Here is a 12142-nt window from a genome sequence, read left to right on the forward strand (position 1 = left end):
CGCCGTGACCGACCTTCACGCGACCACCGACATCGCTGCCGTCCAGACCGCCGCCACCGACCGCGTACCCGTCACGATCCTCGGCCTCGGCCCGATGGGTCGGGCCCTGGCCGGAGCCTTCCTGGCCGCAGGCCACCCCACGACCGTCTGGAACCGCTCACCAGGCAAGGAGGGCGACCTGATCTCCCGAGGGGCCGTCCGCGCCGCCACCGCAGCCGACGCGGCGGCGGCGAGTCCGCTGGTGATCGTCTGCGTGCTGGACTACGACGCCGTGCACGCCATTCTGGGCACCGTCGGCGACGCCCTGCGGGGACGCACCCTGGTGAACCTCACCGCGGACTCGCCCGCCCGCGCCCGCGAGACGGCAGACTGGGCCGCCGAACACGGCGTCGACTACCTGGACGGGTCGATCATGACCCCGACCACCACCATCGGCGGTCCCTCCGCCAGCGTGCTCTACAGCGGACCGACGGAGACCTACACGCGCTGGGCGCCGACGCTGGCCCACCTCGGCGGCGCGGCGAACCATCTCGGCACCGACCCCGGCCGGGCGGCCGCTCACGACATCGCCCTGCTGGACTTCTTCTGGACCTCGATGCACGGCCTCGTCCACGCGCTCGCACTCGCCAGGGCGGAGGGCATCACGGCGGCCGAACTCGCGCCGCACGCCAAGGGGATCAGCGCGATCCTGCCCGACATCATCGACCACTATGCCGCGCAGATCACCGCAGGAGAGAATCCCGAGGAGGACGCCATCCTCGCCTCTGCGACGACGAGCATCAGCCACATCATCCATACCGCGCGTGCCCATGGCCTGGACACCAGCGCGCTCGACACCACGACCGCACATTTCCGGCGGGCGCTCGACACGGGACGCGACGTCGTCGCAGCGATGAGCAACTCGACGACGGACTGAGACCGGGCGACGGGCGTGGGCCGGTCTCATCGGCCGTGCCCTGTCGGGCCTGCTCCGACGAACGGACTGCCTCGCGAGCGGGTGTCTCAGTCGATCAGGCCTGCATCGGCGCGGGGTCCACACCCGCCTCGGTCCACGCCCGCGTCAGGATCTCCTGCACCGTCTCCTCCGGTGTCTGTCGTGAGGTGTCCAGCCACAGGCCCAGTCTGGGAGTCTCCGCGCGGAACAGCCGATCCAGCTCCTCGACGCCCCAGGCCGGGCCGTAGGCGGTCTTGCCCCGGCCCGCCTCACGATCGGCGATCGAGGCGACGTCGGGGGCGAGCACCACCAGGAACAACGGCCTGCTGTGGACGGCGGCGAGCAGCCGAGGCAGCTCCTCGCCGATGACGATGTCCTGCGCGACGACGGCGAATCCCGCTCGCACGTATTCGTCGGCCACCGAGGCGGTCAACCGATGCCGGAGCCGCAGCTGTTCCAGCGCTGCGGGCTCGGCATCGGGCGTCATCTCGCGTCGCCCGGCGACGATCATCTTGCGGAACAGGTCTCCGCGCAGGTGGACCGCGCGGGGCAGTCGCTCGGCCAGCAGTTGGGCCACCGTGGACTTGCCTGCCGCCTGGACGCCGGTGATCAGCACGACGGCGGGTGTCCCCTGCTCCAGCGGGCTGGGCGGAGTCGGATCGACGGTCATGACGTCCTCGTCTTCTGGTGGTCGTGCGGGTGCTTCGGTTGGGACCGGACGGCACGAGGCGCGACGTCCGTCACGACGCCGTCCGGCTGAGCCTGGACCCTAGCCGGCCGTTCCGCATCGATGCACTCGGATTCTCGCCGGCAGACCGGTGTCCACACGAGACGGCCTGCCGTACGAGACCGCCCTCGGAACGGACGGCGTGGCACGTCGCGGATCACAGGTCACTCCGCCTGCGATCCGATCTCGCCGGTGTGTCGGTCGACGATCGCGCCGGCCGCGACGGAGGCGGGCAGCGCGCCGTAGGAACGGCCTCCCCCGTCGAGTCGGCTGCCGCAGAACGCGTCGGACACCTCGGCGGGGGCATGACGGACGAGTAAGGCGCCCTGGAGGGCCAGCGCAAGCCGTTCCGTCAAGGTGCGGGCCTGCCGCTGCGCCTCGGCCGGGTCGGCGGGCAGCCCGATCAGATCCCGGCGCACCAGGTCCAGGTGGGCATCGAGCCGCGGATTTCCGCCCCTGGCGAGGTCCACTTCGGCGAGGAACGCCTCGCCGGTCTCGGGAGTTCGGGTCAGCGCACGCAGCACGTCGAGACAGATGACGTTTCCGGAGCCCTCCCAGATCGAGGTCAGCGGCTGCTCCCGGTAGGCACGGGCCAGCGGGAAGTTCTCGCAGTAGCCGTTGCCGCCCAGGACCTCCATCGCCTCGAAGGCGTGAGCCGGTCCGCGTCGACAGACCCAGTACTTCAGCACGGCGGTGCCCAGCCTGCGGAGCTGCCGGTCCTGCTCGGACGCGTCGACGTCGTAGGCGCGTGCCAGGCGCAGCAGCCCGGCAGTGGCGGCCTCCGACTCCACACACAGATCGGCCAGCACCGACGTCATCAGCGGCTGGTCCACCAGCGCGGCACCGAAGGCGCGTCGGTGGCGGGCGTGATGGCAGGCCTCCACCACCGCGCGTCGCATGAGCGCCGCCGTGCCGCCGACGCAGTCGAGCCTCGTGTGGTTGACCATCTCGATGATGGTGCGCACGCCGGCACCAGGCTCGCCGACCAGCCGGGCCCACGCGCGGTCGAACTCGACCTCGCTGGAGGCGTTGGACCTGTTGCCCAGCTTGTCCTTCAGCCGTTGCAGCCGCAGCGTGTTGCGGGTGCCGTCGGGCAGCACCCGAGGGAGCAGGAAGCAGGTGGGGCCCGCGTCGGTCTGGGCCAGGACGAGGAAGGCGTCCGACATCGGGGCCGAGAAGAACCATTTGTGCCCGGTGAGCTGGTATTCGCCTTCGCCATGGAGCGGTCGGGCGCGGGTGATGTTGGACCGGACGTCCGAGCCGCCTTGGCGCTCGGTCATCCCCATGCCCATCAGCACGCCGGGCTTGTCGGCGGCCGGCCGCAGTTCCGGGTCGTAGTCCAACGATGTGAGCCGAGGCTCCCACTCGGCGGCCAGGTCCGGCTGAGCGCGCAGCGCGGGCACCGCGGCGTGGGTCATGGTGATCGGGCAGGCATGACCCGACTCGGTCTGGGCGAGCAGCAGGTGCACCGCCGACCGCGCGACGTGTGCGCCGGGGCGGGCCGCTCGCCAGGACAGGGCATGCGCGCCGAGGCCCACGGCGCCGGTCATCACCTGGTGGTAGGCCGGGTCGTACTCGACCTCGTCGACGCGGTGACCGACCCGGTCGTGGGTGTGCAGCCGAGGCGGCCGTTCCTCGGCGCGGTCGGCCCATGCGTGGAACCGTGCCGATCCGGCGAGCCTGCCCGCCTCGCCGAGGTGCTCCTGCGCCCAGTCGGCCGAGTATCGGGACACCGCTTCTCGCAGCGGCACGTTGGCGGCGAACTCGTCGACGTCGATGCGGGGCGGCGTCTGATTGCGGACCTCGCGGGCAGCGTCGAGGTCGGCTGAGGTGGAGGCGGCGGGCACGGGATCTCCTCGAACGTCGGCGGTCGCGGTGCCCGCCATCCTGCCCTGCTCAGAACCGGAATGATCGATCCGACCGTGCGACTCAGCGGATTCGACAGGCCTCGGCCGCCTCCCGCCCGGACATGAAGGGACCCAACAACTCTCGGCATCGCTCGGCGGTGGTCGTTCCCGCATCGCAGGCGATCGCGGCCGTCCGCTCGTCGACGCCGCGGGTGACGGCGAAGGCGACGCAGTCGTGCACGTCCTCGATCGCCGAGACCGGCGTCGCCGCTGCCGTCCCGAGCAGCAGCACCAACATCGACGCAGGCAGCATGCCCGGCGTCCCGCTCGTCTTCCTGACCATGTCGCGCACCCCTCGACTCGGCACGGTGGGCGCCGTACGGGCGTGCTGGGCGGCGAGTGGACTCGACGACGTCCGGCCGCAGGCCGCCGTACCGGCGTGGAGTGCAGTGCATCGCGCGTCGGGGTCGACACGCCAGCAGGATCACTCCGCTGCTCCGCGGTTCCACCACTTCGGGCCGGGAACATTCTCCCGTCGGCGCACTGAACCGTCCGTCGGGTGCGGATCGTCGCGGCAGGCGGTGCCGGGTCGTGGTCGCTGCACCACAAACCGGCATGGGCGGCAGTCGCTACGCCGCAGCCTGCGGAGTCGACGGCTCGGGGTGGAACCCGCTCGACGCGATCGCGCGTGACGTACATGTCCCACCGTAGCGAGATGAGCGCTGCGGCCCAGGTCGCCTTCTGAGTCCACCGACGGTCCGAGGGTTCTCCGGTCGTCAACCCGAACGACCTGGCCGAGCTCTATGCGGGCAGGGCCGACCTCGTCGCGCCGGCCGGGCACGGGATGCCTCCCGCCGGGCGGACGCCGAACCGCTGGATACATCGAGCAGCCGGCGGGAATGTGATCGTTCTTGCCGCCTGCCGTCGGCGCGAGGTCTCCACAGGGCTGGGGCGCGACGGTCGCCCGTCGGCGTAGGTCAGGGTCTCGGCGACTGCCTCGCCATGGCGGTTCCCGCCGGTGAGGTCAGGTCGTCGACGGGGTGAGTCCGGCCGTGCCGACGTCGACTTCGGTGACGATCCGAGTGATCACTGAGGTCACCAGCGTCCGCTCGGCGGCGGGCAGGTCGGCGGCGAGCGCATCCAGTTCTGCGACCACGCCGTCGTGGGCCAGCACGGCGAGGCGGGTTCCTGCGTCGGTCAGTGCGATTCGGTAGGCGCGTCGGTCCTGGGAATCGCGAACTCGGACGACGAGTTCGCGCCGTTCAACGCGGTCCACGAGACCGGTCAGGCTCGACTTCTCCAGGTTCAGTGCGCGGCACAGGTCCGTCATGCCGACCGGGCCACGGACCAGCACGCACAGCAGCTGAGCCTGCGCGGAGGTGAGGTCGTGACGACGGCTCACCTCGTCGAAGACGTGGTCGACCAGATGTGCGAGTCGCACTACTGCGTCGGCGAACCCCAGCGTCTCGGTCCTGTCGGTCATGGCGGCCTCCTGACGCCCGAGTGTAGTTGACAACGGTTCGCGAAACGAACTAATCTGGTTCGTATTACGAACAGTCCGCCAAGTAGACAGTTCTTATTGCGAATCATACGTACTGCGAACCTGGAGTGCTCATGCCTGAGACCGTGGTCGTCGTCGGCGGCGGGTATGCCGGAATAGCCGTGGCCAAGGCGCTCGACGACGTGGCCGACGTCGTCCTCGTGGAGCCTCGCGATGCGATGTTCCACAGCGTCGCCGCCTTACGGGGCGTCGTCGACCCGGAATGGTCCGATCGTCTCTTCCTGCCCTACGACCGGCTGCTCAGCCGAGGGCGGGTCGTACGCGACCGGGCAGTCCAGGTTGATCCGTCCGGAGTCGTCCTCGGCTCGGGCGCGCGGATCGACGCCGACTTCCTCGTTCTCGCCACCGGGTCTCGATACCCGTTCCCGGCGAAGACCGACATCGAGGACGCCGGGCGGGCCACGGCCGCCTTTCGCGGCACACAGAAGGCCCTGGCCGCCGCCGCCCGGGTCCTGCTGCTCGGTGCCGGGCCGGTGGGCCTCGAGCTGGCGGGCGAGATCACGGCGGCGTGGCCGGACAAGTCCGTGACGATCGTCGACCCCGCTTCCGACCTCCTCGGCGGCCGGTTCCCCGCCGACCTGCGGGCGGAGTTGCGTCGGCAGCTCCACACGCTCGGCGTCGAGCTGCTCCTCGGCACCTCGTTGGCCGAGCAGCCGACCACCGAGCCCGGCATGCCGGGGACGTTCACGGTGGCCACCAGCGCGGGCGGCAAGGTCACCGCAGACCTCTGGTTCCGCTGCTTCGGCGTCGTGCCGGTGTCGGACTACCTCGCGGACGAGCTGGCCGGAACTCGGCGACCCGACGGCCATGTCGAGGTCACCCCGGAGCTCCGGCTGCCGGGACAGCGCACGGTGTTCGCCGTCGGCGACCTGCCAGCGACCCCCGAAGCCGACACGGCGAGCGCGGCAGGACGACATGCCGAGGTGGTTGCGGGCAACATCCGCGCGATGATCCGGGGCGCGGCCGAACTCGTCGCCTACGAGCCCGCTGCCCCGGGCATCGCCCTGCCGCTGGGGCCCGGCGCGGGCGCCGCCTACTCGGACGAACTGGGGCTGCTCGGTGCGGAGACCACGGCGGAGATCAAGGGCGCGAACCTGATGGTGGACTTCTACCGGGACTACCTCCGCCTGGACTGAGACTTGGGCGCTGCCCGGTGACCTGGCCCCGACGTCGTCGGTCGAAAGCAGGCGGCGAGCGCTGGTCGAATGCGACGGTCGTCGGCGAGCCGAGGTCGTACGGCGGCACACCACGGCGGTGCGGCCTACCCAGGGTCGCGGCGTGAAGTCGGCCGTCCGAGCCCGGCACACCAGGGGTGCCGAGCAACGGACCTCGCGGAATCGACCCGGACACGGCGGGCTCGACGCACCTCGTTAACTCGATCGGGGTTGGTATGCCCGGCGGGAACGGGATGGCGATCTTTCGGCCCTAACCTCTCCTTCCATTCCCAGGAGGTGAGGCCATGAATACGCAGCACAGTGGACAGACGTCGATCGTCGTTCGCTGCGGCCCGAGGTGTGAACACGCGACGACGGTGGCCGGTCGCGAGATGCCGCCCCTCGCGTCGCCGGCTCGTCAGCCGATGCGGCGAGGTCGATTCCGGTGGTCGGCTCGGCGAACGGTCACGGTCCGGCAGCGGGCGGCGGCCCGATGAACGGCGAGGTCCAGCGGTCGTTCACCCAGGACACGCTGCCGAAGTCCGGACTGTGGCTGGACCGTCATCAGGTCGTCGGGACGCGACCCGCCGAGGGAACCCTGGTCGTGGCCCGGTGTGGTCGGTCGATGCGGGTCGGGCCGCCGCCGGAACGGGTCATCGCCGGGATCAGGCTGACCGCGTCGCGCCCGTGCTGGGACTGCGAGGAGGCAGCCGCGGGGCGGCGACCGGGAGCGACGAATCCGGCCAGACCGGTTCCGCCCCGTTCTGATCGGGAACGGTTGATCCGCGTGAAGATCGGGATGGCGCCGGAATCGCACCGGGTGGCGCACGTCTGCTTGTCGCTGGCACCGGTCGCGGGCCTGCTGCGTACGCGGTGCGGCCAGTGGCTGTCCGTCTCGGACGTCGACGTGCTCGCGTCGGACCACGGGGCACCCTGCCCGTCCTGCCTGGTGACATCGCTGTTATCGGGCCCGCGTCCCCGGGCCGCGTGCGTGCGGTACGGCCGGATGGCGCCTGCTGAGACGCGAGGATTCGGCTGGGCCGGTCGCAGGCCGACCCGCGCGCGAGCAGGCCGTGGGAGTCGGCAGCCTGCTTCGGTCCGAGGAGGTCGGACGCTGCGGCTTCGCCGCCACTGACCCGGATCGTCCGACGCCGCCGTCGACCAGCACTCGGACCTGCCGAGCCTGCGCGTCATCGGGCACCGCCGTGGCCTACGGTTGTTGATCGACACGGTCAGCGGCGGCGGAGGGCGAAACGGGTGCGCGAACGGTCGATCGAAGAGTTCCTGGATCAACTCGCCGCGCGCGAACCCACCCCCGGCGGGGGTGCGTCCGCCGCGCTCCACGCCGCCCAGTCGGCGGCGCTGCTGGCGATGGTGGCGCGCTACACCGACGGCGAACGCCATGCCGAGCACGCCGAGATAGTGGGCAACGTCCTGGTGGAGGCGGAGGAACTGCGGGCGGTCGCCCTGGATCTCGCCGAACGGGATGCCCTCGCGTTCGGTGCCGTCGGCGACGCCTACCGGCTGTCTCGGCGCACCGACGAGGAGAAGGCCGTCCGCAAGGAGGCGATTCAGCACGCTCTCAGCGGCGCCGCCCGGCCGCCCGCCGACACGATCGCCGTCGTGGCGCGGCTGCTCGCCCTGGCTGAGGAGCTGCTTCCCGTCGGCAATCGCAACGTGATCACCGACGTCGCCGCCTCGGCCGAGGCCGCCAGGGCGGCTGCGGCCGCCAGCCGGGTCAACGTGGAGATCAACCTGGCCGGCCTGGCCGACGTCGGTGCGCGCGAGGCGTTGCGCGCCGAGGTCGCCGGGGTCGACGATCTCCAGGCGCGCGCACACCGGTTGACCGAGGCCGTTCGGGAGATGATCCGATGACCGCGCGACTGCTGTCCGGCACGGAACTGGCCGCGTCGGTGCGTGCCGACACCACGAGCCGGGTCGCCGCCGCTGCGGCGGCCGGTCGCGTGCCGAGGCTGACGGTGGTGACGGCCACCGCCGACGAGGCCAGCGCCTGGTACGTCCGTTCGATCGCTCGGGCGGCGAAGCGAACCGGGATCGACTGCGTCGTCGTCGATCTCGGCCCGCAGGCCGCGCCGAGCGAGATCCACGAGCGACTGGCGGAATCGAGCGCCGACCCCGACGTGCACGGGCTGATGCTGCAGACGCCGCTGCCCGTCGGGACGAGCCTGGCCGAGGCCGCCCAGTTCATCGATCCGGCCAAGGACGTCGACGGCGCCGCGCCCGCGAGCCTGGGCAGGCTGGTCGCGGGCCTGCCCGCCTTCGCCCCGGCCACGGCCGCCGCCGTGGTGGCCCTGCTGGATCACCACGAGGTGTCGCTCGCGGGCCGGGAGGTGGCGATCGTCGGTCGATCCACTGTGGTGGGCAAGCCGCTGGCGCAGCTCCTGCTGGCCCGCGACGCGACCGTGACGCTGTGCCATTCGCGGACGCGAGACCTGCCTGCGGTGACCGGCCGCGCCGAGATCGTCGTCGCCGCGGTGGGTCGGGCAGGCCTGCTCACGTCGGCGCACGTTCGTCCAGGTGCCGTGGTGGTCGACGTCGGCACCAACCCGGCCGAGGACGGCGGGCTGCTGGGCGATGTCGCGCCCGAGGTGAGCGAGCAGGCAGGTGCCCTCTCCCCCGTGCCCGGCGGCGTCGGACCGGTGACGACCGCGCTGCTGCTGCGACACGCCGTCGAGGCCGCAGGCTGGTGACCCGGGGTACGCCAGGGCAGGAAACCCGGCCGGTGAGTGCGCGCCGCCTGCCCTGACCGGGGTGACCGGCGGGCCTGCCGGTCAGGGCTCGGCCGTCACCCCTCGTGCCCCCGATCGGCCGTCCACTCGGCGGCGTGCTCCTCGGCGAACTCGGCGAAGGTCCGGGGCGGGCGGCCGGTGAGGTCCAGCACGGCGGTGCTGACCAGGTCTTCCCGACCACGTTCGATGTCGGCTTCCACTGCTGCGAGGGCGGCGGCGAACGGGGCGGGCATGCCCGCGGCCCGGTTGTCGGCCGCCGACTCCTCGACGCCGATGTGCCGCACCCGGATCGGCCTGCCGGTGTGCGCGGTGATGATCGCCGCCGCGTCCTGATAGCTCAGCGACTTCGGGCCGGTGAGCAGATGGTCACGCCGGTCGTCGAGGACGCCGTCGAGGTCGGTCAGCAGTGCGGCGGCGGTGGCCGCGATGTCGGCTGCGTCGATCCAACCCACCCGACCGGCGCCTGCGGCGGTGCGGATCTCGCCGTGCCGCCGAATCCGTTCGCCCAGCGGGTGCGGGCTCAGGAAGTTCTGCATGAACCCGGACGGGCGCAGCACCACCCAGCCGGGCCGGGACCGCACCCGCTCGGCCAGCCACAGCGCGCCGGGGGCGTCGGGCAGCACGATCGCGGAGCCCAGCAGCACCACTCGGCGTACGCCGATGCGTGTCGCCTCGGCCAGAAACGGCTCGAGCAGCGGCATCGGATCCACGGTGAGCACCGGAGGCACCAGATAGACGCGATCCATCCCGTGCAGCGCGGCCGGGAAGGTCGTCGGGTCCGCCCAGTCGAACCGGACGGCGTCGGGATCATCGCCCGCCGGATGACGACTCGCCACCCGGATCGGCACCTCGCGCTCCCGCAGCAGTGCGGCCAGCACGCTGCCGGTCTTCCCGGTGCCGCCGGTGACCAGCACGCCGGTCATCGGGCGGTCCGCGAGCGCAGCGAGCCGAGCAGTTCGGGCAGTGTTCCGGCCGCCGAGGCGGCCGCCACCGGGCTCCAGTAGTCCCGATATCGGGTGATCAGGCCTTCGTGGACGGTGACGACGGTGACGTAGTCCAACCGGTAGGGCTCGCCGGTGGACACCGTGCGTCCGTGCGCGGTGAACTCCACCACGATGGTGTCCGGGCGGCTCGTGTGATGCACGGTGACAGCCGGGATCTCCCGCACGTCCATGCGGTCCGGATGACCCGCGAGATAGGCGCGGACAGCCTCTCGGCCGTTCAGCCGGGCGGGCGAGAGGGCTTCGGCGAACGGGAACTCGGCCGTGCCGTCCGCAGCCCACAGCTCGGCGACGGCGTTCATGTCTCTGGTCTGCAGCAGATCCAGCAGCCGACGAATGGTCTCGTCCGGAGTGCGGGGCATGGTGTTCCCTCCACGTCCGACGGAAGTAAGTGACCACCCCAGGCTGGGGGCGCAGGCCGCAGGCGCGGAACAGACCGGCGAGCCCCGGACCATCGGTCCGTGGCTGAGCCGGGCGGAGCCGTGCCACCCTGGCCCGGTGAGCCGACGCGAACTGGCAGACTTCCTGCGCCGCAGACGGGAGGCGCTGCGCCCGGATCAGGTGGACGTCGGTCGCCCGCCGGACAGGCGTGCCCGACGCACCCCCGGGCTGCGCAGGGAAGAGGTGGCCGTCCTCGCCGGGATGTCCATCAGCTACTACGAGCGGCTGGAACAGGCCCGCGCGTCACGTCCCTCACCTCAGGTGCTGGCCGCGCTGGGGACGGCGCTGCGATTCACCACCGCGGAGCGCGAACACCTGCGCGGCTGGCCGGGCAGACGCCGCCCCGCACGAATGTCGATCGCGTGCCCGTGCCCGCCGACGCCCGCCTGCTGCTGCACCGACTCGGGCGGATACCCGCCTACCTGGTCGACGAGCAGGAAGACATCGTCGCCTGGAACACCTCGGCGGCCGCGTTGATCATCGACTTCGCGCAGCTGCCCGCCGCGGAGCGCAACACCGTGCGAGTGGCCATCCGGCTGGGCGCCACGATCTGCTCGGCACCGGCAGGCGCGGAAGGCGAGTTCGCTCGGCAGGCCGCAGCCGACCTGCGTGCGACCATCGCCCGCTATCCGGCGCACCGCGCGCTCGGCGAACTGGTGAACGAGTTCGCCGCGCACAGCGTGGACTTCGCCGCCGGATGGCGCAGCCACGACGTGCGACCCCGTCGCACACTGCGCAAGCTCCTGAACCACCCCGAGTTCGGCCCGCTCGAACTGGACCGCCAGACCTTGCTGCTGCCCGGCACCGCCCTGCGGCTGGTGATCTACACCGCCGACCCTGACAGTGCCAGTGCCACCGCGCTCGCTCGGTTGGGACGAGCCTCCTGACGGCGAAGGCCACGGCTCGACCGCGACTGCTGGCGAGGATCCACCGTCGGGTCGACGCCGATCGGCGAGGGGAGTCGATGTCCGCAGGCCGGGGACGTGTTCTTCGGCCTGCGCGAATCACGGTCCAGGTCGTCTGGCGCCGCCCCGGAGGCGGGCAGCTCGCCGGAGATCACCGAGCGCGGCCCCGCAGCCGTCAACCTGCCTGCGGGAATGCGCTCCCCCGCCCTTGCGAGGAGCGACGTACCGGGCGGGCCACGAGGTCCGTCACTCGGGCCAGGCCGAGACGTAGATCCAGTCGAGGCCGTCCGGACCCGGCCCGTCCAGGTGTGCTGCTCGGCTGAGCCCGGCGTGGCGGGCCACGTGCTGCGAGGCGATGTTGGCGGGGCGGACCCTGGCGACGATCGGCGGCTCCGGCATCCGTCGCGTCGCCCAGTCCACGACCGCGCGCGCCGCCTCGCTCGCCAATCCCCGCCCCCACGCGGTGGGGGCGAGGCGGTAGAAGAGGTTGAGGATGGCCCGATCCTTCAACAGCATCGACTTCACCCCGCAGAAGCCCAGGGCGGTGTCGGAATCGTGTTCGCGCAGAACCAGATAGCCGATGCCGAAACGGTCCCATTGGGTGTCCCAACGGTGGAACAGCTGTTCGGCCTCCGCAGCGGTGTGCAGTCGATCGGAGGGGTTGTGCGCACACGTGCGCGGGTCCCGATGGACGGCCAGGATCGCGTCGACGTCGTGGCGGACCGGTCGTCGCAATGACAGCCTGCGCGTCGACACCGTCTCGGCGGCCTGATGTTCGGTCATCGAAGCGACGGTAGCCGGCGCCGGGTCATCTCGTGGTGA

General features: G+C 71.7%; 13 protein-coding genes. 6 read left to right on the top strand and 7 right to left on the bottom strand.

Annotated elements, in window-relative coordinates:
• Positions 1 to 4 precede the first annotated feature (4 nt).
• Positions 5 to 916, top strand: coding sequence for an NAD(P)-dependent oxidoreductase (locus tag UA75_RS15525; protein WP_198043033.1), 912 nt, complete (start codon positions 5 to 7; stop codon positions 914 to 916).
• A 94-nt stretch (positions 917 to 1010) separates the two neighbouring features.
• On the opposite strand, the gene UA75_RS15530 is transcribed toward UA75_RS15525, so the two are convergent.
• From UA75_RS15530 to UA75_RS15545, 4 genes are all read right to left on the bottom strand, one after another.
• A complete protein-coding gene (locus tag UA75_RS15530) occupies positions 1011 to 1604 on the bottom strand; it encodes an AAA family ATPase (protein WP_075740861.1) in 594 nt (197 codons plus the stop codon).
• A 221-nt stretch (positions 1605 to 1825) separates the two neighbouring features.
• Entirely contained in the window at positions 1826 to 3547 is a 1722-nt protein-coding gene (locus UA75_RS15535; protein WP_083683225.1) for an acyl-CoA dehydrogenase family protein, read from the bottom strand.
• A 43-nt stretch (positions 3548 to 3590) separates the two neighbouring features.
• Positions 3591 to 3851: a hypothetical protein gene (locus UA75_RS15540; protein ID WP_075740862.1), complete on the bottom strand. Its 261-nt coding sequence runs from the start codon at positions 3849 to 3851 to the stop codon at positions 3591 to 3593.
• Positions 3852 to 4532: 681 nt separating this feature from the next.
• Complete coding sequence (locus UA75_RS15545; RefSeq protein ID WP_075740863.1) at positions 4533 to 4991, bottom strand: MarR family winged helix-turn-helix transcriptional regulator; 459 nt, start codon at positions 4989 to 4991, stop codon at positions 4533 to 4535.
• 131 nt (positions 4992 to 5122) lie between these two features.
• On the opposite strand from UA75_RS15545, the gene UA75_RS15550 reads away from it, so the two are divergent.
• The 3 genes from UA75_RS15550 to UA75_RS15565 all read left to right on the top strand — a co-directional run bounded on the left by UA75_RS15550 (position 5123) and on the right by UA75_RS15565 (position 8934).
• Complete coding sequence (locus UA75_RS15550; protein WP_075740864.1) at positions 5123 to 6205, top strand: FAD-dependent oxidoreductase; 1083 nt, start codon at positions 5123 to 5125, stop codon at positions 6203 to 6205.
• 1275 nt (positions 6206 to 7480) lie between these two features.
• The gene (locus tag UA75_RS15560) at positions 7481 to 8098 is read left to right on the top strand and encodes a cyclodeaminase/cyclohydrolase family protein (protein WP_075740866.1); all 618 of its coding nucleotides are present in this window, start codon (positions 7481 to 7483) and stop codon (positions 8096 to 8098) included.
• The gene (locus UA75_RS15565) at positions 8095 to 8934 is read left to right on the top strand and encodes a bifunctional 5,10-methylenetetrahydrofolate dehydrogenase/5,10-methenyltetrahydrofolate cyclohydrolase (RefSeq protein ID WP_075740867.1); all 840 of its coding nucleotides are present in this window, start codon (positions 8095 to 8097) and stop codon (positions 8932 to 8934) included. Before UA75_RS15560 ends, UA75_RS15565 begins: the two co-directional genes overlap by 4 nt.
• Positions 8935 to 9029: 95 nt before the next feature.
• Here the strand turns inward: UA75_RS15565 and UA75_RS15570 are convergent, their stop codons facing one another.
• Both UA75_RS15570 and UA75_RS15575 read right to left on the bottom strand, forming a co-directional pair.
• The gene (locus UA75_RS15570; protein ID WP_075740868.1) at positions 9030 to 9896 is read right to left on the bottom strand and encodes an ergot alkaloid biosynthesis protein; all 867 of its coding nucleotides are present in this window, start codon (positions 9894 to 9896) and stop codon (positions 9030 to 9032) included.
• The gene (locus UA75_RS15575; RefSeq protein WP_075740869.1) at positions 9893 to 10336 is read right to left on the bottom strand and encodes a nuclear transport factor 2 family protein; all 444 of its coding nucleotides are present in this window, start codon (positions 10334 to 10336) and stop codon (positions 9893 to 9895) included. The genes UA75_RS15570 and UA75_RS15575 overlap by 4 nt, the downstream gene beginning before the upstream one ends.
• Here UA75_RS15575 and UA75_RS34525 point away from each other — a divergent pair.
• Together UA75_RS34525 and UA75_RS34530 are read left to right on the top strand one after the other, a co-directional pair.
• Positions 10335 to 10892 carry a helix-turn-helix domain-containing protein gene (locus UA75_RS34525; protein WP_232251209.1) on the top strand — a complete coding sequence of 186 codons (558 nt, stop codon included), beginning with the start codon at positions 10335 to 10337 and terminating at the stop codon, positions 10890 to 10892. The two genes, UA75_RS15575 and UA75_RS34525, sit on opposite strands and share 2 nt — an antisense overlap.
• Entirely contained in the window at positions 10778 to 11302 is a 525-nt protein-coding gene (locus UA75_RS34530) for a DNA-binding protein (RefSeq protein WP_232251210.1), read from the top strand. Before UA75_RS34525 ends, UA75_RS34530 begins: the two co-directional genes overlap by 115 nt.
• Positions 11303 to 11566: 264 nt before the next feature.
• Here the strand turns inward: UA75_RS34530 and UA75_RS15585 are convergent, their stop codons facing one another.
• The gene (locus UA75_RS15585; protein WP_075740870.1) at positions 11567 to 12103 is read right to left on the bottom strand and encodes a GNAT family N-acetyltransferase; all 537 of its coding nucleotides are present in this window, start codon (positions 12101 to 12103) and stop codon (positions 11567 to 11569) included.
• Positions 12104 to 12142: the final 39 nt, after the last annotated feature.

It is taken from the genome of Actinoalloteichus sp. GBA129-24 (genome assembly GCF_001941645.1).
Classification (GTDB): Bacteria; Actinomycetota; Actinomycetes; order Mycobacteriales; family Pseudonocardiaceae; genus Actinoalloteichus_A; species Actinoalloteichus_A fjordicus.

What these genes read in the sequence shown, in the direction of transcription:
- UA75_RS15530 (WP_075740861.1), bottom strand. Translation starts at nt 1,604, where the DNA reads ATGACCGTCGATCCGACTCCGCCCAGCCCGCTGGAGCAGGGGACACCC.
- UA75_RS15535 (WP_083683225.1), bottom strand. Translation starts at nt 3,547, where the DNA reads ATGGCGGGCACCGCGACCGCCGACGTTCGAGGAGATCCCGTGCCCGCC.
- UA75_RS15540 (WP_075740862.1), bottom strand. Translation starts at nt 3,851, where the DNA reads ATGGTCAGGAAGACGAGCGGGACGCCGGGCATGCTGCCTGCGTCGATG.
- UA75_RS15545 (WP_075740863.1), bottom strand. Translation starts at nt 4,991, where the DNA reads ATGACCGACAGGACCGAGACGCTGGGGTTCGCCGACGCAGTAGTGCGA.
- UA75_RS15550 (WP_075740864.1), top strand. Translation starts at nt 5,123, where the DNA reads ATGCCTGAGACCGTGGTCGTCGTCGGCGGCGGGTATGCCGGAATAGCC.
- UA75_RS15565 (WP_075740867.1), top strand. Translation starts at nt 8,095, where the DNA reads ATGACCGCGCGACTGCTGTCCGGCACGGAACTGGCCGCGTCGGTGCGT.
- UA75_RS15570 (WP_075740868.1), bottom strand. Translation starts at nt 9,896, where the DNA reads ATGACCGGCGTGCTGGTCACCGGCGGCACCGGGAAGACCGGCAGCGTG.
- UA75_RS34525 (WP_232251209.1), top strand. Translation starts at nt 10,335, where the DNA reads ATGGTGTTCCCTCCACGTCCGACGGAAGTAAGTGACCACCCCAGGCTG.
- UA75_RS15575 (WP_075740869.1), bottom strand. Translation starts at nt 10,336, where the DNA reads ATGCCCCGCACTCCGGACGAGACCATTCGTCGGCTGCTGGATCTGCTG.
- UA75_RS15585 (WP_075740870.1), bottom strand. Translation starts at nt 12,103, where the DNA reads ATGACCGAACATCAGGCCGCCGAGACGGTGTCGACGCGCAGGCTGTCA.